Consider the following 22730-nt stretch of genomic DNA (forward strand, 5'->3'; position numbering starts at 1 on the left):
TAGCGGCGCGGGTTCCGTGCGCCCCCTGGCCATTCGGACGATTGGCAGGCCGCGCGCGTTCGCGCATCATTGCCGGCATGGCCTGTCGTTATGGCAACGCGAAGTGAAGCTACCGCCGGTTTATTGTTGGCTAAGCGTCATGGAAAGCAGCCGCGCGGTGATGTCGACGATCGGAATCACGCGGTTGTAGGCCATGCGGGTCGGCCCGATCACGCCGAGCGTGCCGACGATCTTGCCGTTCACCTCGTACGGCGCGGTAACAACGCTCATTTCTTCGATCGGCACGAGATTCGATTCGCCGCCGATGAAGATCTGCACGCCCGCCGCGTGACTCGACACGTCGAGCAACTGAAGGAGGCTGGTTTTCTGGTCGAACACATCGAACAGCTTGCGCAGGCGCGCCATGTCCGACGAAAGGTCAGCGACTTCGAGCAGGTTGCGCTCGCCCGAGATCAGCACGGTCTCGCCGGTGTCGGATTCTTCGGTGCTCGCGGTGACGGCCGCGTGCATCAGCGAGGTCATGTCGCCGCGCAGTTCGTCGATTTCCTCGCGCAGGCGGCGACGCACTTCGTCGAACGAAAGGCCGGCGAAGTGAGCATTGATGTAATTGGAGGCCTCGACCAGTTGCGACGGCGAAAAGTCGCGTTGCGTTGCGAGAATACGGTTCTGCACATCGCCCTCGGGCGTCACGATGATCAGCAGGATGCGCTTGTCGGACAGGCGCATGAACTCGATCTGCTTGAATACGTGGCTGCGGCGCGGCGTGAGCACGACACCGGCGAATTGCGACAGGTTGGACAGCACGCTCGCCGCGGCGGCGACGATTTTCTGCGGCTCGCCCCCCTGCAGCGTGGTCTTGACGGTGCGCATCACCGCTTCCTCGTCCGCGGCGGATTCGACCGTCAGCATCGTGTCGACGAAGAGCCGGTAGCCGCGCGGCGTCGGAATGCGCCCCGCCGACGTATGCGGACTGATCACGAGCCCCAGATCCTCGAGGTCGGACATCACGTTGCGGATCGTCGCCGGACTCAGTTCGAGGCCCGAATAACGTGACAGCGTGCGCGAGCCGACCGGCTGACCTTCGGCGATGTAGCGCTCAATCAGCGTTTTGAGGAGGGTTTGTGCGCGAGGATCTAGCATGGCGAAAAATTTTAGCTCAATGGCATGGCTACCGCGAGCGCCCGCGGCGCTCATTCCGAACGGATGCGCCGCGGCTTGCCGGCGCGCCGCGCGGGTCCGCGCCGACGCGACATCAGGCACCGCGGCCCGGTGCAACCCCGCACTGCGACCCGCGCACATGTCATCAGGTCTTCACCATTCTAACGATAATCGCGACATGCGCCGACCGCCCGCGCGCACCGGCCCACGACGGGGCGGCTCGGCGGTTCTTTTCAGGCCCTACCTATGGTGTAATGCCGGCATGCAAGTGACCAGCCAGTTCAAGACCGTCGCGCTCGTCGGGCGCAGCAACACGCCAGGCATCGGCGAGCCGCTGACCGAGCTCGCCGCGTGCATCGCGAAGCTCGGGCTCGAAGTCGTGTTCGAGGCCAACACCGCCGCCGAAATCGGCGTCACCGACTATCCGGCTCTCCGGCCCGCCGAGATCGGCGCGCGCGCCGACGTCGCCGTGGTGCTCGGCGGCGACGGCACGATGCTCGGCATCGGCCGCCAGCTCGCGCCCTACCGCACGCCGTTGATCGGCATCAACCACGGCCGGCTCGGCTTCATCACCGATATTCCGATTTCCGACATGCGCGAGATCGTGCCGCAGATGCTGTCCGGCAATTTCGAGCGCGAGGAACGCGTGCTGCTCGAGGCGCGCATCGTGCGCGACGGCACGCCGATCTACCATGCGCTCGCTTTCAACGACGTGGTGGTCAACCGCAGCGGCTTCTCGGGCATGGCGGAGCTGCGCGTGTCGGTGGACGGCCGCTTCATGTACAACCAGCGCTCGGACGGTCTGATCGTCGCGACGCCGACCGGCTCGACCGCCTATGCGCTGTCGTCGCAAGGGCCGATCCTGCATCCGCAGCTACAGGGCTTCGTGCTCGTGCCGATTGCGCCGCATGCGCTGTCGAACCGGCCGATCGTGCTGCCGGACGATTCCAAGGTCAGCATCCAGATCGTCTCCGGGCGCGAAGTGAACGTCAATTTCGACATGCAGTCGTTCACGTCGCTGGAACTGGGCGACACGATCGAGGTGCGCCGCTCGCGCCATACGGTGCCGATGCTGCATCCGGTCGGCTACAGCTATTACGCGACGCTGCGCAAGAAGCTGCACTGGCACGAGTACCCGTCGCACGAAGAAGACACGAGGCCGGACCCACGGTCATAAGCGGCGGCGCCCGCTGGAACGTACGCTCCCTCGACGGCCGCAACCCGAATCTCACGCTCATCCGACGACTTCCATGCTTCGCCACCTCTCGATACGCGACTTCGTCATCGTCGCCGCGCTCGACCTCGAATTCGACAGCGGCTTTACCGTCTTCTCGGGCGAAACCGGCGCCGGCAAGTCGATCCTGATCGACGCGCTCGCGCTCGCGCTCGGCGCGCGCGCCGATGCGAACATCGTGCGCGCCGGCGAGAGCCGTGCCGACATCACCGCGGAGTTCGAGACGCACGAGCAGGTCGACGCGTGGCTCGACGCGCAGGCGCTCGGCGCCGCCGACGACGGCCAGCACGGCGGCACCGTGATGCTGCGGCGGGTGGTCGACGCGAACGGCCGCTCGCGCGCGTTCATCAACGGCACCGCAGCGACGCTCGGGCAACTGCGCGAGGTCGGCGAAATGCTCGTCGATATTCACGGCCAGCACGCGCACCAGTTGCTGATGCGCCCGGACGCGCAGCGCGAACTGTTCGACACGCACGCGGGCCTGTCGGACAGCGCGGCCTCCGTCGCCCGTGCGTGGCGCGCATGGCGCGACAAGGCGCAGGCGGTCGAGCATGCGCAGACGCGCGATCGCGAACTGCAACTCGAGCGCGAACGTCTCGCATGGCAGCTCACCGAACTCGACAAGCTCGCGCCGCAGCCGGGCGAATGGGAAGAGGTCAACGCCGAACACAAGCGGCTGTCGCATTCGGCCAATCTGATCGACGGCGTGCAGGGCGCGCTCGGCGCGCTGTCCGAATCTGACGAGGCGATGATCACGCATCTCGGTTCGATCGTCTCGAAGATGCGCGATCTCGCGGAGATCGACCCGGCGTTGAACGACGTGCTCGCCGCGCTCGAACCGGCCGAGATCCAGTTGCAGGAAGCCGCGTATTCGCTCAGCCATTACGCACAGAAGCTCGAGCTCGACCCGGACCGGCTCGCGCAGGTCGAAAAGCGCCTCGATGCGCTGCACTCGGCCGCGCGCAAATTCCGCCTGCAACCGGAAACGCTGCCGGAAGAACACGAAGCGCGGCGCAAGCAACTGGCCGCGCTCGATGCCGCCGCCGACCTCGACGGCCTGCGCGCCGCCGAGGCTCAGGCGAAGGAAGCGTTCGTCGCCGAAGCGAAAAAACTGTCGAAGGCGCGCGCGAAAGCGGGCAACGCGCTCAGCGAGGCGGTCACCACGGGCATGCAGGAACTGTCGATGAAAGGCGGCAGCTTCGAAGTCGCGCTGGTGCCGCTGCCGGAAGGTGGCGCGTACGGGCTCGAGCAGATCGAGTTTCGCGTGGCCGGGCACGCGGGCGTGCCGCTGCGGCCGCTGTCGAAAGTCGCCTCGGGCGGCGAGCTAGCGCGTATCAGCCTCGCGCTGGCCGTGATCGCGAGCGCGGCCAGCCCGACGCCCACGCTGATCTTCGACGAAGTGGATACCGGCATCGGCGGCGGCGTCGCCGAAGTGGTCGGGCGGCTGCTGCATCAGCTCGGCGAGGCGCGCCAGGTGCTGTGCGTGACCCACCTGCCGCAGGTTGCCGCGCGCGGCGATCATCATTTCCAAGTCGCTAAAACCGCCAACGGCACGGGCGGCGCGGTCAGCAGCGTGACGTCGCTCGACAAGGCGAGCCGTATCGAGGAAGTCGCGCGGATGCTCGGCGGTCTCGAAATCACGGCGACCACGCGCAAGCACGCGAAGGAAATGCTGGCGGCGTAGATTCGCGCGTGGCGGTTGCCGGCGCGCGGCCTGAAAAAAGCTGGCCGGGACGTCACACCGATCCCGGCCAGCTGTCGGGGCCCAAGCGAAGTGCTTCAGCGCCTCACCCGAACACCCTCTTCCACAACCCCAGCACCGCGTCACGCTCGGTGCTCACGAGCGCCGGATCGACCCGCGCCTTCTCCATCCCGTCGAGCCGCAGCGTGTGCTGCAGCTTGCGATACCGGCGATACGCGGCGCCGACCGTCTCCGCTTCGGCTTCGCTCATCAACCCGAAACGCGACACCTCGCGCAGCAACGCGATATTGCCGGTATTGCGGATCAGCTCGGGATCGCTTGCCGCATGCAGCAACACCCAGTACTGCACCGTGAATTCGATATCGACCATGCCACCGCGATCATGCTTCAGGTCGAACAGCGCCGGCGTATGGTTCGGGTGCCCCGCCTCGACGCGCGCGCGCATCTCGACGATCTCCTTCGCGAGCGGCGCCGCTTCGCGCGGCGTCGTCAGCACCTGTTCGCGGATCGCCTCGAACTTCGCGCCGATCTGCAAGTCGCCCGCGCAGTAACGCGCGCGCGTCAGCGCCTGGTGCTCCCAGACCCACGCGGTGTTCGCCGCGTCGCCCTCCCGCAACTGATAGCGGCGGAACGCGTCGAGATCGGTGACGAGCAGGCCCGATTCGCCGTTCGGCCGCAGACGCAAATCGATATCGAACAGCGTGCCGGCCCCGGTCGCGGTGGTCAGCCATGTGATCAGGCGCCGCGTGTAGGTCGCGTAGACGTCGGCGGCGGCATCGTCGGGGTCGTCGTAGAGGAAGATCAGGTCGAGGTCCGACGCGTAGCCGAGCTCCTTGCCGCCGAGCTTGCCGTACGCGATCACCGCGAAGCGCGGCACGTCGCGATGACGCTTCGGCAACTGGTTCCACACGGCTTCGAGCGTCACGTCGAGCACCGCGTCGGCGAGTTCGGACAGCCGGTCGCTCACGTGCTCGACGGAGAGCTTGCCGGCCAGATCGATCAGCAGAATGCGAAACACCTCGGCCTGGTGCGCATGGCGCAGCAGGTCCATCTGCTGTTCGACGCCGTCGGCGGCGGCGAGACGCAGCCGCAGCGTGCGCTTGAACTCGGCCCAGTCGAACGGGCTGTTGATCGCCTCGTCATCGAGCAGTTCGTCGAGCAGTTGCGGATGACGGATCAGATAGCCGGCCGCCCAGCGCGAGCCGCCCAGCACCGACAGCACCTGGTGCAGCGCCTGCGGATATTCGGTCAGCAGCGCGAGATACGCGCCGCGCCGGCTCACCGCTTCGAGCAGATCGAAAAAGCGCGCGACGGTGTTGCCGCGCCGCCCGGCCGGCTCCAGCGTGCGCGCGGCTTCGAGCGCGCGCTGCGCGACGATGTCGAAACGCTGCCGGCTGCGCTCGTTCAGGCCCATGTAGCGCGACGAGCGCCACACCGCCTGCAGCCGCGCGAGCAGATCGTCGGGTTCGGCCACGCCAAGTTCGATCAGGCGCGCGCGCAGCGCGTCGTCGGCGCTGTCGTCGCCGAGCGCGCTGCTCCACACCCACGCGGCCGCGCCATCTTCGGGCGCGCCGCAGCCATCGCGGCCGCCCACCTTGTCGGCGAAAATCTGGTCGAACTGCTGTTCGACGAACTCGCGATGCGCGTCGAGCTTCGTCATCAGCGCCGCGTAATCGTCACAGCCCATCGCGCGCGCGAGCGCCGCGCGGTCCTCGGGATCGACCGGCATCGCGTGAGTCTGCGCATCGTTGCGGTATTGCAGACGATGCTCGAGCTCGCGCAGGAAACGGTACGCCTGCGACAACTTCAAACAGACCGACGTATCCATCAGCCCATGCGTGGCCGCATGGCGCAGCACCGCGAGCGTCGGCCGCACGCGAAAGCCCGCGTCCTGGCCGCCGCGGATCAACTGGAACACCTGCGCGCTGAATTCGATTTCGCGGATGCCGCCGCGCCCGAGCTTGATGTCGTCGGCCTTGTCGGGCCGCATCGACGCGCGGCGCTGCGCCTCCTGGCGAATCTGCAGATGCAGTGCGCGGATCGCGCTGATCACGCCGAAGTCGAGATAGCGCCGATAGACGAACGGCGTGACGATCGCGTCGAGCTGCTTCTGCAGCCGCTGCGAGGCGTCGCTCGCGCCTTCGGACACGAGCCGCCCCTTGATCCACGCATAGCGCTCCCATTCGCGGCCCTGCACGTAGAAATACTCTTCGAGCATGCCGAGGCTGCACACGAGCGGCCCCGAATCGCCGTTCGGCCGCAGGCGCATGTCGACGCGAAACACGTAGCCGTCGGCGGTCACTTCGGCGAGCGCGCCGATCAGCCGCTTGCCGAGGCGGGTGAAGAACTCCTGGGTGGCGAGCGGCGAACGCTGGCCGCCGGCGGTTTCGCCGTCGTCTTCATAAATGAAGATCAGATCGATGTCCGACGATACGTTCAGCTCGCGCCCGCCCAGCTTGCCCATGCCGACCACGCCGAGCGTCAGCCGTTCGCCCTGCGCGCCGCGCGGCTCGCCGTAGAGCGCTTCGAGGTCGGCGGTGAGCACCGTGAGCGCGCGCTGGATCGTCGTCTCCGCGAGATCGGTCATCGCGCCGGTGACTTCGGCGACATCGGCCTCGCCGGCCAGATCGCGCTCCATCACCGCGCAGAACACCTCGGTGCGCAACTGGCGCAGCGCGCGCTTGAGCGCCTCTTCGTTCAACGGCGCGCCGGGCGTACCGCCCGCCTCGGCGCATAGCGCATCCAGACGTGCGTCGATACGCGCGCGCGTGAGCGGCGCGGCGGCCAACGCGCTCACCTGCGCGACGAGTTGCGGACGAGCCGCGGCGGCACGCGCGGCGTAATGGGAATAGCTGGAACTCAGGAGGGTGGCGTCAGTCATCAAAGGTCTGGCTCGCTCGTTGCTCGAGTGGCGTCGTCTGGTGTTGTTCCGATGTTGTTCGTTGCACGTCGGCACCCGGCGAACGGTGCGCGAGAGAGCGCACCGAACGCCTTGCCGGATGGCCCGGACGGACCGCGAGGCGGCCCGCGGACAGGGTTTGCAGGAGGTCCGCCCACGCTTTTCCGTGTGTTACATTTCGTCGTTAATTCGCAAAACTACCATACGCCCAGCCGCCGCAGCATGTCCGAGCGAAACGATCCCGCCGACCCGCACGAACCGGAGCTGGTCCGGCCTGTGAGCGGAAGCGACCACATCGTGCTGCGTCGGATCCTGCGCGTGCTCCTCACGCTCGCGCTGGTCCTCTATTTCATCGCGACAGGTCTGTTTCTGGGCTTGCGCTACGTGGTGCTGCCGCGTATCGACACGTTCCGGCCGCGCATCGAGGCCGCTGTCTCCGAGACGCTCCACACGCAATTCACGATTGGCCGGCTGGCGCCGCACTGGAGCGGCTTCCAGCCGGGCCTCGACGTGACGAACCTGGTCATCCGCGATCGCGACGGCCATCCCGCGCTGACGATTCCGCACGCCACCGCCACGGTGTCGTGGCACTCGCTGTGGCAGTTTCACCCGGCGCTGTCGAGCCTGATCGTCGATCAGCCGGACGTGCTGGTCACGCGCGACAACGACGGCGTGCTGTCGGTGGCGGGCGTGCCGGTGCCGACGCGCCATAGCGGCAACGACACGCTGTCCACCTGGCTGCTGCGCCAGCAGGTGATCATCGTGCGCGGCGGCACACTGCGCTGGCGCGACGCGACGCGCGCCGCGCCGGAGCTCGCGCTGCGCGACATCCGCATCGCGATCCTCAACGACGGCTACGACCACCGCATGGCGCTGCAGGCGCCGCCCGACGGCCAGTTGCTGCACGGGCCGCTCGATTTCCGCACGTACTTCCGGCACGCGCCACTCTCCGCGATCGGCAAGCCGATCAACTGGACCGGCCAGGCATACGTATCGACGGGTCCGGTCGATCTGCCGACGCTCGCGCGCTACGTCAAATTCCCGATCGAGACGTTCGCCGGCCGCATCGACAATGCGATCTGGATCGACTTCACCGAAGGCCGCGTGAGCACGGTCGGCGGCCAGTTGAACGGCACCGACGTTGCGCTGCGCGTGCGCCCGACCCAGCCGAAGCTGCTCGTGCCGGTCGCCCATTTCCTGTGGCGCGTCGACGTGGGCCAGGGCGACTACAAGCTGCAGCTCGGCGACCTACGCGCCGAACTCGGCCAGCCGCCGCTCGCGGACGGCACGCCGCTCACGCGCATCCTGCGCTTCCAGACGCTGACCGGCCACTATCGGACCCCGACGCAGCAGCATGGGCAGTTGCTGAGCGTGAGCGGCGACCGCGTCGATCTCGGCATCCTCGCCGAATTCAGCCGCGCGCTGCCGCTGCCGAGGCGCTTCCTGAACGAACTCGTGCGCATCAATCCGCGCGGGCTCGTCTCGGACTACGTGATCGAGGTGGAGCGCGGCAAGCCGGAATCCGGCGAGGTGGGCGGCGACCGCCGGCCGGCGGGCGCGGAGCCGATCGAGCGTTATCGCTTCAAGGGCGACCTGCAGGGCATCAGCTTCGCAGCCCAGGAGCCGGGGCCGGGGCTCACGCCGCGCGGCCACCCGCGCGCCGGCATACCCGGCATCGAAAATCTGTGGGGCAGCGTCGACGCCGACGAAAAAGGCGGCAGCGCGCTCTTCGATACGTCGAACGTGGCGATCACATTGCCGGGCGTGTTCGACGATCCGCGCCTGAAGCTCGACCGTCTGCGCGGCCGCGCGAACTGGACCATGCTGCCGAAGGCGCCCGGCGACACGCGCCCGGGGTTCGCGGTCAAGCTGGCCGATTTCAGCGTGTCGAACGCCGACGTCGCGGCCACCGCGACCGCGAACTACAGCAATCCTGGTCACGGCCGGGGCTCGCTCGACCTGAAAGCCGACTTCCAGCGCGCGCAGGTAGCGAGCATCGCCCGCTATCTGCCGACCGCCGTCACCGAAAAACTGCGCATCTACCTGGGCCACGGGCTGCAGGCAGGCGTCTCGCGCGGCGGTACGATCGAGGTGCACGGCGACCTGACCAAATTCCCGTACGCACGCGACCCCGACGCCGGGCTTTTTCATATCGTTGCGCCGTTCACCGGCGGCAGGTTCGACCCGACGCCGTACCCGCCGCGCAATATGCGCAACGGCACGCCGAACGTGTGGCCGGCGCTCGACGGCATCGACGGCGTGTTCGAGCTGAAGCAGAACGTGCTGCGTTTCGACATCAATCGCGGACGTTACAAGCGCGTCGCGCTGACCGGCGTGCGCGGCAGGATCGACGACCTCGGCACGAAAGGCTCGAACCTGGTCGTCCAGGGCAATGGCCGCGGGCCGCTCGCCGACATGCTCGATTACGTGAACGGCAGCTCGCTCGGCATCATGACGCGGCACCAGACCGAACGGATCCGCGCCGAAGGGCCCGCGTCGCTCGCGCTCAAGCTGACGATTCCGCGCACGCCGAAGCCGCACATCGGCGTGGAAGGCACGGTCGGCTTCGAGAACAACCGGCTGAGCGCCAACAACGTGCCGCCGCTGTCGCAGTTGAACGGCCGCGTGCGCTTCACCGAACACACCGCCCAGGTCGACCGGCTCTCCGGACAATTCCTCGGCGGCGACGTGCATGCGAACGGCGGCCTGCGCCAGGACGGCACGTACGCGCTGGCGCTCGGCGGCCATATCGCCGTCGACGCGGCGCGCGGCCTCGATCTGCATGGCCCGGCCGCGCAGGTGCTGACGCATATGAGCGGCAGCGCGCCCTACGCGCTGAACGTCAACGGCGCGCGCGGCCGCCTGCCGGAAGTCACCGCGAATTCCGATCTGAGCGGCCTCGCGCTCGACTTTCCGGCGCCGTTCAACAAACCGGTCGGCACGCCGATGCCGCTGCACTTCGCGGTGAATCCGTCGAGCGCGCCCGGCGAAGCCGGTCTGGAACGGGCCGACCTCACGTTCGGGCCGGTCGCCGCCGCGTACCTGCTGCGCTATCAGCCGAAACTGCAGCCCAATACGCCGCCGACGGTCGTGCGCGGCGCGATCGGCGTGAACCGGCCGGCGGATCTGCCGTCCGACGGCGTGGTCGCCGCGGTCGACGTAAAGGAATTCAACGCCGACGCATGGCGCGCGCTCGCCACGCAACTGCGCGCCGGGGCCGCCGCCACGAACAGCGCGAACGGTGCCAGTGGGACAACGGGTGCCAACCCCACCGCAGGCACGGCCGCCCCGCGAGCGGCCGCGCCGGCGCCGAATCCCGTCCTCACGCAATTCCTGCCGAACCGCTTCGCGCTGCACATCGGCATGCTGACGCTGTTCAAGCGCCACTGGGACAACGTGATCGTCGGCGCATCGCACATGGACCGCACGTGGCAGGCGAACATCGCGTCGAACCAGGTGTCCGGCCACGTGTCCTGGCTGCCGGGCGCGACCCGCGACTCGCCCGGCACGCTGGAGGCGCGGTTTGCGCACGTCGTGATTCCGTCCGTCGCGGACCAGGATCTGCTCGGCCCGGCGATGTCGGCGCCCGCGCTCAACATGCCGTCGATCGATCTCGTCGTGAACGAGCTGATCATGCGCGATCGCAACATCGGCCGGCTGGAAGTCAATGCGCACAATTTCGAGGAAAACGGCGTGCCGGTCTGGCAACTCGACAAGCTCGACGTGACGAACCCCGCCGCCACGCTGAGCGCCACCGCGAACTGGCGCACGTCGACCGAGCTCGGCAGCGCGCCGGACGAAACCACGCCGCGCCGCACGGTGTTCGATTTCAAGCTCGACATCAAGGACGCCGGCGCGCTGCTCGAGCGCTTCGGCCTCGCGAAGACACTGAAGAACGGCAGCGGCTCGCTCGCGGGCAAGGTCGCGTGGCAAGGCGGCCCGACCACGATCGACTACACGACGCTCAACGGCAACCTGGCGCTCGATCTGCGTCACGGCCAGATCCTCAAGGTCGATCCGGGCGTCGCGACGCTGCTCGGCGTGCTGAGTCTGCAAAGCCTCGCGCGCATCGCGACGCTCGATTTCCGCGACGTGATCGGCGAGGGGCTGCCGTTCTCGAGCGTGACGGGCACCGCGCAGATTCACAACGGCATCGGCCACACCGACAACTTCAGAATGGTGACCGCGCCGGCGCGCGCCGAGATGAGCGGCTCGGTCGACATCGCGCAGAAGACCCAGGATCTGCATCTGCACGTCGTGCCGACCGTCAGCGCGGGCGCCGCCGTGATCGCCGCGACGGTCGTCAATCCGCTCTTCGGCCTCGGCGCGCTGGTGGCCGATCTGGCGCTCTCGCACTCGGTGTCGCATGTGTTCGCGCGTGAGTACCAGATCACCGGCTCGTGGACCAAACCGCACGTCGAGCGGGTCACCGGCGAAGGGGGTAAGATGGACGCTCCGGCTTCGACCGTGGAAGCGCACTGAGTTTCGCTGGCTGCGTGAGCCGATTTTCCGGCACGGACCATGCGGCTGGTCCGCAGCCCCAACCTAGTGCGCATCGACAGCAGCGAGGCCAGCCCTGAACGACGCAGGCGGCGTCCGCGCTTCGCGCCGCCGCCCTGCCGGGAGTCTTTCGATACGCTCATGAGCGAAACACACGTCTCTTCTTCCTCGCCCGCCGCGCCCTCCAGCGGCTCCCTCGCCAGCTCCTTCCGGGTCGCCGCGCTGCAGATGGTCAGCACGCCGGATCGCGAGCGCAATCTGGCCGACGCACAACGCCTGATCGACGAAGCCGCCGCCGATGGCGCGCAGCTCGTTCTGCTGCCCGAATATTTCTGTTTCATGGGCTTCAAGGACACGGACAAGCTCGCCGTGCGCGAGCCTTATCAGGACGGCCCAATCCAGCGCTTTCTCGCCGACGCCGCGCGCCGCCACCGTATCTGGGTAATCGGCGGCACGCTGCCCCTCGTCGCGCCGGAGGCATCGCGCGTGCTGAACACGACGCTCGTGTTCGACCCGGACGGTCATGAAGCCGCGCGCTACGACAAGATCCATCTGTTCAACTTCGAAAAAGGCGAGGAATCGTTCGACGAAGCGCGCACGATCCGCCCGGGCACCGACGTGCGCGGCTTCGACGCGCCGTTCGGCCGGGTCGGCCTGTCGGTCTGCTACGATCTGCGCTTTCCGGAGCTGTACCGGCGCATGGGCGACTGCGCGCTGATCGTGGTGCCGTCCGCGTTTACCTACACGACCGGCCGCGCGCACTGGGAATTGCTGCTGCGCACCCGCGCGATCGAAAACCAGTGCTACGTGCTCGCCGCGGCGCAAGGCGGCAAACATGAAAATGGCCGCCGCACCTGGGGCCACAGCATGCTGATCGATCCGTGGGGCGAGATCGTCGCGGTGCGCGACGAGGGCGCCGGCGTGGTCGCCGGCAATCTCGAACGCGCGCGCATCGACGAAGTGCGGCAGAGCCTGCCCGCCTGGCGTCATCGCGTGCTGAGCTGAACCGACATTGCAACCCACATTGAAACTGCGGCGCCCGTCACGCATATAGCGGCTCAGGCGCTCCCCGACCTCTTCGTATCGAGCAGAACATACTCCGCATGAACATCATCGAACCCGGTATCCGCAATCTCGCCGCCGCCAAGGACATCCTTCTCACGCCCTACGGTCTCGACGAGTCGCTGCTCACGCGCACGCTCGCCGAAATCTTCACGCACCGCGTCGACTACGCGGACCTGTACTTCCAGGCCACCCGCAGCGAAGCGTGGAGTCTCGAGGAAGGCATCGTGAAGTCGGGCAGCTTCAGCATCGATCAGGGCGTCGGCGTGCGCGCCGTGTCGGGCGAGCGCACCGCGTTCGCATATTCGGACGACCTGTCGCCCGAGGCGATCCGCCAGGCGGCCATCGCCACCCGCGCGATCGCCAAGGCCGGCGGCGGCAAGCAGAAGATCAGGGTGGCGTCGTCGCTGACCGGCATCGCCGGGCGCGATCTGTATCTGCCGTCCGACCCGCTGCATTCGCTCGACGCCACCGCGAAGGTCAAACTGCTCGAGCGCATCGAGCAGATGGCGCGCGGCCGCGATCCGCGCATCCAGCAGGTGATGGCGGGCCTCGCCGGCGAATACGACGTGGTGCTCGTCGCGCGCAGCGACGGCGGCTTCGCGGCCGACATCCGCCCGCTCGTGCGCGTATCGGTCACGGTGATCGCCGAGCAGAACGGCCGCCGCGAAATCGGCAGCGGCGGCGGCGGCGGGCGTTTCGACTACGGCTATTTCACCGACGAAGTGCTGTCGCGCTACGTCGACGACGCGGTGCACGCCGCCCTCGTCAATCTCGACGCGCGTCCCGCGCCGGCCGGCGCGATGACCGTCGTGCTCGGGCCGGGCTGGCCCGGCGTGCTGTTGCACGAGGCAATCGGTCACGGGCTCGAGGGCGACTTCAACCGCAAGGGTTCGTCGGCGTTCGCGGGCCGCATCGGTGAGCAGGTCGCCGCGAAGGGCGTCACGGTGGTCGACGACGGCACGCTGCCGAATCGCCGCGGCTCGCTCAATATCGACGACGAAGGCAACCCGACCCAGTGCACGACGCTGATCGAGGACGGCATCCTGAAGGGCTATATCCAGGATACGCTGAACGCGCGCCTGATGAAGATGCCGGTCACCGGCAACGCGCGGCGCGAATCGTACGCGGCGCTGCCGATGCCGCGCATGACCAACACCTACATGCTGAACGGCGACAAGGACCCGCGGGAGATTCTCGAGTCCGTGAAGAACGGCCTCTACGCAGTGAACTTCGGCGGCGGTCAGGTCGACATCACGAACGGCAAGTTCGTGTTCTCGGCGTCCGAGGCGTACATGATCGAAAACGGCAAGATCACGTATCCGGTCAAGGGCGCGACGCTGATCGGCAGCGGCCCGGAATCACTAAAGTACGTGACGATGATCGGCAACGACATGAAGCTCGATTCGGGCGTCGGCGTGTGCGGCAAGGAAGGCCAGAGCGTGCCGGTGGGCGTCGGTCAGCCGACGCTTCGCATCGAGCGGATGACGGTCGGCGGCACGGCCTGATTGCGGAACAAAATGCACGGTTTGTGCGCAAAAATCGTGAAGCGTGCGGATTTTCCGCATTTTTGCACGGCCCAGCTTGTCAGCCGAGCCTGTACCGGGTTATAAAGTCAACCACCTTTTTTTGACCAGCGCCGCATTTCATTTCGCCATGTCCGCCAGGTTTTACTTTTACTTTTTCTGGTATCTCAGACCGCTGGCGGATCGAGAGGGGTGTTAGTGCACGCAGGACACCAGGAATTCGAAAAACCGCCAGCCCAGTCTGGCGGTTTTTTTTCGCCTCACATTTTTTTGATTGTCGTCCGCGCTGGCATCGCCGTTTGATCGCAACCTCCGCTGCCCGTGCGAACACGCTACGAACCGATTCAGGAGAACAACATGCCCCCGCACAATACCGACGATGTCCGCATCCGCGAATTGAAAGAACTTACGCCGCCCGCTCACCTGATTCGCGAATTCTCCTGCGACGAGACGGTGTCCAACGTGATCTACAACGCACGCAATGCGATGCATCGCATTCTGCACGGCATGGACGACCGTCTGATCGTCATCATCGGGCCGTGCTCGATTCACGACACGAAGGCCGCGCTCGAATACGCGGGCCGTCTCGTCGAGCAGCGCAAGCGCTTCGCCGGCGAACTCGAAATCGTGATGCGCGTGTACTTCGAAAAACCGCGTACGACGGTGGGCTGGAAAGGCCTCATCAACGACCCGCATCTGGACAACAGCTTCAAGATCAACGAAGGCCTGCGCACCGCGCGCGAGCTGCTGTTGCACATCAACGAACTCGGCCTGCCGGCCGGCACCGAATACCTCGACATGATCAGCCCGCAGTACATCGCGGACCTGATCTCGTGGGGCGCGATCGGCGCGCGCACCACCGAGTCGCAGGTGCACCGCGAACTCGCATCGGGACTGTCGTGCCCGGTCGGCTTCAAGAACGGCACGGACGGCAACGTGAAGATCGCCGTCGACGCGATCAAGGCGGCTTCGCAGCCGCACCACTTCCTGTCGGTCACGAAGGGCGGCCACTCGGCGATCGTGTCGACCGCGGGCAACGAGGATTGCCACGTGATCCTGCGCGGCGGCAAGACGCCGAACTACGACGCGGACAGCGTCAACGCCGCCTGCGCCGACATCGGCAAGGCGGGTCTCGCCGCGCGCCTGATGATCGACGCGAGCCATGCGAACAGCTCGAAGAAGCACGAGAACCAGATTCCGGTGTGCGCGGACATCGGCCGCCAGATCGGCGCCGGCGATGAACGGATCGTCGGCGTGATGGTGGAATCGCACCTCGTGGCAGGGCGCCAGGATCTGCAGGACGGTTGCGCGCTGACCTACGGCCAGAGCATTACCGATGCCTGCATCGGCTGGGACGAAAGCGTCGCCGTGCTCGAAGGTCTCGCCGAAGCGGTCAAGCAGCGCCGCGTCTCGCGCGGCAGCGGTAACTGAACCCTGCTTTGAATCCCCGCTTCGCCGCCGATCCGACTGCCCGTCAGTGATCCGTGGAAAACCCGGTTCGAAATCGAACCGGGTTTTTTATTGGCCATGCGGACGAATGGTGCTCCGCGCGCCGCCTCTGTACCGTAACAGCTCGTTGCCCGGTTGCGTATGACTTGACCGGGTTGAATGTTGCGTATAATATTTTATACACGAGGGCGGCTATGGAGCACGAAAAAGAAATTCGCTGGTCAGGCTCGAGCTATCGCGATTTGCTCGCCTTTCCCGAAGAAACTGGAAACCGTTCGACTCGATCGGTGCGGGAACACGAGAAATCCGCATCAAGGAAGAAAGCGGTACTTTTCGCGTGATGTATGTGACCAGGTACGTCGAAGCGCTTTACGTGCTGCATTGTTTTCAGAAGAAAACACAGAAGCTCGGCGTGCAGGACAGAAAGATTGCCGCAACGCGATACCACGCCATCATTAACGATGATTAACGAGAGGAAAATCTGACAATGGCGATCGACACCAAAATTCGTCACGTAAGCAAGCCCGGCAACAACCTGTTTCTCGAACTCGGCTTTTCCGCCGAGGAAGCGAAACGCCTGCACGCCGCGTCGCAAAAGCAGATCAACGACACGCGGCTGCTCAAGGAACAACTCATGACCGAGCTGTCCAGGTGGATCGAACAGCATCACCTGAAGCAGGCCGAAGCCGCGGAAATTCTGATGGTGTCGCGCCCGCGCGTCTCCGACGTGGTCAACAAGAAAACCACCAAGTTCACGATCGACACACTCGTCGAAATGATGAGCCGCATCGGCAAGCCGGTGACGCTTGCGATCGGTTAGCCGTCAGTTAATGCGCGCGGTGCGTGGCTATGCGCGTAGTCGCCCCGGCATTCAACTCGCGCCGCGGTCGTGCTGCCACAGCACATCGGTGCCGCCATCCGCGCGATTGAGCACGCGCGCGAGCACGAACAACAGATCGGAGAGCCGGTTCACATACTGACGCGGCGCTGCGTTGATCGCCTCGTGCTCGCCGAGCGCCACGATCGCGCGTTCGGCACGACGGCATACCGTGCGGCACACATGCGCGAGCGCCGCCGCGCGCGAACCTCCCGGCAGAATGAATTCCTTCAGCGGCGGCAATGCCGCGTTGTAGTCCGCGAGCCACCCGTCGAGCTGCGCGAGATGCCGGTCGGTAATCATCGTGTGGCCAGGAATGCACAACTCGCCGCCCAGATCGAACAGGTCATGCTGAATCGCGACCAGCGCAGCGCGCACGTCGTCGGGCACGTGCTCGCACAACAGCACGCCGAGATTCGAGTTGAGTTCGTCGACGTCGCCGATCGCGGCGATGCGCGCGCTATCCTTGCGCACACGGCGGCCATCGCCGAGACCGGTGGTGCCGTCGTCGCCGGTGCGAGTGGCGATCTTGCTCAGGCGATTGCCCATGATGTCTCCATGTGTTCAGTAGCAGTGCGCACAAGGCCGGCAAAAACGACGCGCAAGCCCGCCGCGAATCAAGCGCGAATAAAACGTGTCGGGTCGATCGACCGTCACGTTTATCCATATTGCACGCATCTCAAAATCGCCGCCATTATATGGTCGGAAGGCGGCCCGGCGCCGGTCCGCGGGCGAACGGCGTAGAATGAAACGCATGCTGCAAAAGAAGCCGCGCCCCCACGACATCAGGAGACATGCGTGAACCATCCCGTGCCACCGGCGCCGCTGCGCCGGCCGTTTCCCGCCGAATTGCTGAACGGTCTCAAAGCCGCGTTCGGCGAGCGCGTGTCGGTTGCCGAAGCCGTGCGCGCGCACCACGGCCGCGACGAATCCCCTTTCGATCCGCAACTGCCTGACGCCGTCGTCTTCGCGCGCACTACCGAAGACGTGCAAACAGCCGTCAAACTTTGCGGCCGATACGACGTGCCGATCATCCCGTACGGCAACGGCTCGTCGCTCGAAGGACATCTGCTCGCGGTGCAAGGCGGCGTGTCGATCGACCTGTCGGAAATGAACCAGGTGTTATCGATCAACGCCGAAGACCTCACCGTCACCGTCGAGCCCGGCATCTCGCGCAAGCAGCTAAACGAGGCACTGCGCGACACCGGCCTGTTCTTCCCGATCGATCCGGGCGCGGACGCGAGCATCGGCGGCATGTCGGCCACGCGCGCCTCGGGCACCAACGCCGTGCGCTACGGCACGATGCGCGAGAACGTGCTCGGCCTGACGGTCGTGCTCGCCGACGGCCGCGTGATCAGGACCGGCACGCGCGCGCGCAAGTCGTCGGCGGGATATGACCTCACCCGTCTTTTCGTCGGCTCGGAAGGCACGCTCGGCGTGATTACCGAAATCACGTTGCGTCTTTATCCGCAGCCGGAAGCGGTTTCAGCCGCCGTGTGCGCGTTCCCGTCGATGGGCGACGCGGTGCGCGCGGTCATCGAGACGATCCAGATCGGCGTGCCGATCGCGCGCGTCGAATTCGTCGACTCGCTCGCGATCCGCTCGATCAATCGCCATTCGAACCTGACGCTGCGCGAGGCGCCCACGCTGTTCTTCGAATTCCACGGCACCGAGGCCGGCGTCAAGGAGCAGGCGGAACTCGTGCAGGAAATCGCCGCGCAGAATGCCGGCGAAGGCTTCGAATGGGCGACCCGGCCCGAAGACCGCAGCCGCCTGTGGAACGCGCGTCACAACGCCTATTTCGCGATGCTGCAACTGAAGCCCGGCAGCCGCGCGGTCACGACCGACGTCTGCGTGCCGATCTCGCGTCTCGCCGAATGCGTGGTCGAAACGGAGCAGGACCTGAAAGCGTCACCGCTGCCCTGCCCGATCGTCGGCCATGTCGGCGACGGCAACTTCCACGTCGCGATCCTGATCGACCCGAACAGGCCCGAAGAACTCGAGGAGGCCGAGCGGCTGAACCATCGCATCGTGCAGCGCGCGCTGCGCATGGACGGCACCTGCACCGGCGAGCATGGCGTCGGCCTGCACAAGATGGGCTTCCTGCTCGAAGAACACGGCGACGTCGCGGTGGATACGATGCGCTCGATCAAGCATGCGCTCGATCCGCGCAATCTGATGAACCCCGGCAAGATCTTCGCCTGGGCGGCCTGACGGACCGGCGGGCAAGGCGGCGTAAAGCAGGCCGCCTGAAACAGCCGGCTCGAACGACGAGCCGGAGCGGCGCAAGCCACGAGGAGACGAGTCACATGAACGCACCCGCTGAACTGTCGGCCGAAGTACTCGCCCAGCGCCAGCGCGAAGTCGTGCAGGCGCTGATGGCCGTGTTGCCGAGCCACTGTCTGCTCTATCGGGAGGAAGACACCGTCGCGTACGAGTGCGACGGCCTCGCCGCCTACCGGCGTCTGCCGCTCGCGGTCGCGCTGCCGGAAACCGAGTCGCAGGTGCAGCGCATCGTGCAGATCTGCCACCGCCTCGAAGTGCCGATCGTGCCGCGCGGCGCGGGCACGGGGCTGTCCGGCGGCGCGATGCCGATCCGGCACGGGGTGGTGGTGTCGCTCGCGCGCTTCAGGAAGATCGTCGAAGTCGATTCGTATGCGCGCACCGCGACCGTGCAGCCGGGCGTGCGCAATCTGGCGATCTCCGAGGCCGCTGCGCCGTATGGCCTCTACTACGCACCCGATCCGTCGTCGCAGATCGCGTGCACGATCGGCGGCAACGTGTCCGAGAATTCCGGCGGCGTGCATTGCCTGAAGTACGGCCTTACCGTGCATAACGTGTTGCGCGTTCGCGCGGTGACGATGGAAGGCGAGATCGTCGAATTCGGCTCGCTCGCGCCGGACGCGCCCGGGCTCGATCTGCTCGCGGTGATGATCGGCAGCGAAGGCATGTTCGCGATCGTCACCGAAGTCACTGTCAAGCTGATCCCGAAGCCGCAAACGGCGCAGGTCATCATGGCGAGTTTCGACGACGTCGTGAAGGGTGGCGATGCGGTCGCCAGCATCATCGCGGCAGGCATCATCCCGGCCGGCCTCGAGATGATGGACAAGCCGGCCACGCGCGCGGTCGAGGAATTCGTCAACGCGGGCTACGACCTCGACGCGGCGGCGATCCTGCTGTGCGAATCGGACGGCACGCCCGAGGAAGTCGCCGCCGAGGTCGTGCGCATGACCGCGGTGCTGCGCGAACACGGTGCGACCCGCATCCAGATTTCGCGCTCGGAGGCAGAGCGGCTGCGCTTCTGGTCCGGCCGCAAGAACGCGTTCCCGGCCGCCGGCCGCATTTCGCCGGACTACTACTGCATGGACGGCACCGTGCCGCGCCGCAGTATCGGGCCGCTGCTCGCGCGCATCGAAGAGATGGAGAAGAAGTACGGGCTGCGCTGCATCAACGTGTTCCATGCCGGCGACGGCAACATGCACCCGCTGATCCTCTTCAACGGCAACGATCAGGACGAGTGGCACCGCGCCGAGGCGTTCGGTTGCGACATTCTCGAAGCGTGCGTCGAACTGGGTGGCACGGTGACGGGCGAGCATGGCGTCGGCATCGAAAAGATCAATTCGATGTGCGTGCAGTTCTCGCCGGAGGAGCGCGACGCGTTCCATGCGGTCAAGCGCGCGTTCGACGCGCCCGGCCTGCTGAACCCCGACAAGGGCATTCCGACGCGAGCGCGCTGCGCCGAATACGGCAAGATGCACGTGCGCGGCGGACTGCTGCCTCATCCCGATCTACCGCGCTTCTAGCGTCCGCCGCTTGCGTCGCGCATAAACCGTGGACTTGCCTTGGCGCCGGCCCCGGCAGCAGCGCCGTTCGCGCGGCGCCGGCCGGCCCCTTCAGCCCCGCCAACCGGCGGCCAATGCGGGTGCGCTCCTGGTTGCCAGCGAGCCCCCGCCCGGTACAATCAACCGAAACACAACGAGCAGGACACCATGGAAGACGACGACATCGTCGCCGGATGGTCGGAGCGCGTGCGTTCGGCCAGCGCTGAGGGACGCGCGTTGCGCATCCGTGGCGGCGGCACCAAAGACTGGTACGGTCAGACGCTGGAAGGTGAGATCCTCGACACGCGCGCTTATCGCGGCATCATCGCGTACGACCCGGCCGAGCTCGTGATCACCGCGCGCGCGGGCACCTCCCTGCTGGAAATCGAAGCCGCGCTCGCCGAGCACGATCAGATGCTCGCGTTCGAGCCGCCGCATTTCGGTCCGCAGGCCACCTTCGGCGGCTGCATCGCCGCGGGCATTGCCGGGCCGCGCCGCCCGGCCGTCGGCGCGGCGCGCGACTTCGTGCTCGGCGCCGTCTTGATGAACGGCCACGGGCAAACGCTGCGCTTCGGCGGCCAGGTCGTGAAGAACGTCGCGGGCTACGACGTGTCGCGTTTGCTGGCCGGCTCGCTGGGCACGCTCGGACTGATCCTCGAACTGTCGATCAAGGTGCTGCCGCTGCCGCAGGTCGAAGCCACGCTGAAGTTCGACATGAACGGCACCGACGCGGTCCGCAAGCTCAACGAATGGGCCGGCCGGCCACTGCCGATCACCGCGAGCGCATGGCGCAACGGCACGCTCGCGGTGCGGCTCGCGGGCGCGGAGACCGCGGTCAAGGCGGCGCGCACGGCGCTCGGCGGCGAAGTCGTCGATGCCGTGGAAGCCGAACGTTTCTGGGCCGGCCTGCGCGAGCAGACCGATCTGTTTTTCGCGGCGATTCCGCCGAAAGCCGCGCTCTGGCGCCTCGCGCTGCCGTCGATCACCGAGCCGCTGCAACTGCCCGGCGCGCAACTGATGGAATGGGGCGGCGGCCAGCGCTGGTGGATCACCGACACCGACGCGCAAACCGTGCGCATCAGCGCGAAGCAGGCCGGCGGCCACGCGACGATCTTCCGCAGCGGCCACGGCTACGACCGCGGCGCCGGCGTCTTCACGCCGCTGCCCGCGCCGTTGATGAAAATCCATCGCGGCCTCAAACACGCCTTCGATCCGGCCCGCATCTTCAATCGCGGCCGTCTCTACCCCGACTTCTGAGCGACGCGATGCAAACCAACCTCGCGGACTTCATTCGCAATACGCCCGATGGCGACGAAGCCGACGCCATCCTGCGCAAATGCGTGCATTGCGGTTTCTGCACGGCCACCTGCCCGACCTATCAGTTGCTCGGCGACGAGCTCGACGGCCCGCGCGGACGCATCTATCTGATCAAGCAGATGGTCGAAGGCGCGCCGGTCACGCGCAGCACGCAGATTCACCTCGACCGGTGCCTGACCTGCCGCAACTGCGAATCGACCTGCCCGTCCGGCGTGCAATACGGGCGGCTCGTCGAAATCGGCCGCAAGATCACCGAGGAAAAAGTGCACCGGCCGCTCGGCCAGCGCATGTTGCGCCGCCTGCTCGCGAGCGTCGTGCCGAACAGCGCGATCTTCACGCCGGCGATGCGGCTCGGCCAGCATTTCCGCGGCGTGCTGCCGAAGAAGCTGCGCGACAAGGTGCCCGCGCGGCAGCGCCCGCTCGAATGGCCCACCGCGAAACACGAGCGCAAGATGCTGATGCTCGCGGGCTGCGTGCAACCGTCGATGATGCCGAACGTCAACATCGCGACCGCGCGCGTGTTCGACGCGCTCGGCATCGAAACGGTGGTCGCGCCCGAGGCCGGCTGCTGCGGCGCGATCCGCCTGCACCTCGGCTACAACGATGAGGCGCTCGACGACCTGCGCGCCAACATCGACGCATGGTGGCCGTACGTCGAACAGGGTGCCGAGGCGATCGTGATGAACGCGTCGGGCTGCGGCGCGACGGTCAAGGAGTACGCGCATCTGCTGCGCCACGATCCGGCCTACGCGGAAAAAGCGCGCCGCATCGTCGAGCTGACGCGCGACGTCGCCGAGATCCTGCCGGAGTTCGAGGAACAGCTCGTCGCGATCACACGGCGCCGTTCGGTGCACACGGTCGCGTTTCATCCGCCCTGCACGCTGCAACATGGGCAGCAGATTCGCGGCAAGGTCGAGCAGTTGCTCACCGCGCTCGATGTCGAAGTGCGCCTGCCCGCCGACAGCCATCTGTGCTGCGGCTCGGCCGGCACCTATTCGCTGACGCAGCCGCGGCTCTCGTACGCGTTACGCGACCAGAAGCTCGAGCGGCTGCAGGCGCAGGAGCCGCAGGTGATCGTGTCGGCGAACGTCGGCTGCATCGCGCATCTGCAAAGCGGCACGTCGACGCCGGTCGCGCACTGGATCGAACTGGTCGAGCACATGCTGTCCGTATAATCGGAGCATC

At 66.6% G+C, this 22730-nt stretch carries 14 protein-coding genes and 1 pseudogene; 12 read left to right on the forward strand and 3 right to left on the reverse strand.

The window, feature by feature from the left end:
• Nucleotides 1-120 precede the first annotated feature (120 nt).
• On the reverse strand, nt 121-1140 hold the full coding sequence (gene hrcA / locus QM685_RS11585; RefSeq protein ID WP_415115882.1) for a heat-inducible transcriptional repressor HrcA: 1020 nt from the start codon (nt 1138-1140) through the stop codon (nt 121-123).
• A gap of 280 nt (nt 1141-1420) precedes the next feature.
• On the opposite strand from hrcA, the gene QM685_RS11590 reads away from it, so the two are divergent.
• A complete protein-coding gene (locus QM685_RS11590; RefSeq protein ID WP_415115884.1) occupies nt 1421-2335 on the forward strand; it encodes an NAD kinase in 915 nt (304 codons plus the stop codon).
• 73 nt (nt 2336-2408) lie between these two features.
• A complete protein-coding gene (gene recN / locus QM685_RS11595; protein WP_415115886.1) occupies nt 2409-4076 on the forward strand; it encodes a DNA repair protein RecN in 1668 nt (555 codons plus the stop codon).
• Nucleotides 4077-4179: 103 nt separating this feature from the next.
• Here the strand turns inward: recN and glnE are convergent, their stop codons facing one another.
• Nucleotides 4180-7050, reverse strand: a complete 2871-nt coding sequence (gene glnE / locus QM685_RS11600; protein ID WP_415115888.1) for a bifunctional [glutamate--ammonia ligase]-adenylyl-L-tyrosine phosphorylase/[glutamate--ammonia-ligase] adenylyltransferase — start codon at nt 7048-7050, stop codon at nt 4180-4182.
• Between the two features lie 165 nt (nt 7051-7215).
• On the opposite strand from glnE, the gene QM685_RS11605 reads away from it, so the two are divergent.
• The 6 genes and pseudogenes from QM685_RS11605 (at nt 7216) to QM685_RS11630 (ending at nt 16350) form a co-directional block, all read left to right on the forward strand.
• Nucleotides 7216-11475, forward strand: coding sequence for a YhdP family protein (locus tag QM685_RS11605; protein ID WP_415115890.1), 4260 nt, complete (start codon nt 7216-7218; stop codon nt 11473-11475).
• A gap of 159 nt (nt 11476-11634) precedes the next feature.
• Nucleotides 11635-12498 carry a carbon-nitrogen hydrolase family protein gene (locus tag QM685_RS11610; RefSeq protein WP_415115892.1) on the forward strand — a complete coding sequence of 288 codons (864 nt, stop codon included), beginning with the start codon at nt 11635-11637 and terminating at the stop codon, nt 12496-12498.
• A gap of 98 nt (nt 12499-12596) precedes the next feature.
• Nucleotides 12597-14063, forward strand: coding sequence for a metalloprotease TldD (tldD, locus tag QM685_RS11615; protein WP_415115894.1), 1467 nt, complete (start codon nt 12597-12599; stop codon nt 14061-14063).
• Between the two features lie 375 nt (nt 14064-14438).
• Nucleotides 14439-15512, forward strand: a complete 1074-nt coding sequence (aroG, locus tag QM685_RS11620) for a 3-deoxy-7-phosphoheptulonate synthase AroG (protein WP_415115896.1) — start codon at nt 14439-14441, stop codon at nt 15510-15512.
• 212 nt (nt 15513-15724) lie between these two features.
• Nucleotides 15725-15999 (forward strand): annotated as a pseudogene (locus tag QM685_RS11625) (type II toxin-antitoxin system RelE/ParE family toxin).
• Nucleotides 16000-16017: 18 nt separating this feature from the next.
• Nucleotides 16018-16350, forward strand: coding sequence for a helix-turn-helix domain-containing protein (locus tag QM685_RS11630; protein ID WP_415115898.1), 333 nt, complete (start codon nt 16018-16020; stop codon nt 16348-16350).
• A gap of 51 nt (nt 16351-16401) precedes the next feature.
• Here the strand turns inward: QM685_RS11630 and QM685_RS11635 are convergent, their stop codons facing one another.
• Complete coding sequence (locus QM685_RS11635; protein ID WP_415115900.1) at nt 16402-16956, reverse strand: cob(I)yrinic acid a,c-diamide adenosyltransferase; 555 nt, start codon at nt 16954-16956, stop codon at nt 16402-16404.
• Between the two features lie 249 nt (nt 16957-17205).
• Here QM685_RS11635 and QM685_RS11640 point away from each other — a divergent pair, with 249 nt between their 5' ends.
• From QM685_RS11640 to glcF, 4 genes are all read left to right on the forward strand, one after another.
• The gene (locus QM685_RS11640) at nt 17206-18621 is read left to right on the forward strand and encodes an FAD-linked oxidase C-terminal domain-containing protein (protein ID WP_415115901.1); all 1416 of its coding nucleotides are present in this window, start codon (nt 17206-17208) and stop codon (nt 18619-18621) included.
• A gap of 95 nt (nt 18622-18716) precedes the next feature.
• Complete coding sequence (locus QM685_RS11645) at nt 18717-20210, forward strand: FAD-linked oxidase C-terminal domain-containing protein (RefSeq protein WP_415115903.1); 1494 nt, start codon at nt 18717-18719, stop codon at nt 20208-20210.
• Between the two features lie 186 nt (nt 20211-20396).
• Nucleotides 20397-21485, forward strand: a complete 1089-nt coding sequence (gene glcE, locus QM685_RS11650) for a glycolate oxidase subunit GlcE (RefSeq protein ID WP_415115905.1) — start codon at nt 20397-20399, stop codon at nt 21483-21485.
• A gap of 8 nt (nt 21486-21493) precedes the next feature.
• The gene (gene glcF, locus QM685_RS11655; RefSeq protein WP_415115907.1) at nt 21494-22720 is read left to right on the forward strand and encodes a glycolate oxidase subunit GlcF; all 1227 of its coding nucleotides are present in this window, start codon (nt 21494-21496) and stop codon (nt 22718-22720) included.
• Nucleotides 22721-22730: the final 10 nt, after the last annotated feature.

Source organism: Paraburkholderia sp. (genome assembly GCF_047605525.1).
In the GTDB taxonomy this organism is placed as follows: Bacteria; Pseudomonadota; Gammaproteobacteria; order Burkholderiales; family Burkholderiaceae; genus Paraburkholderia.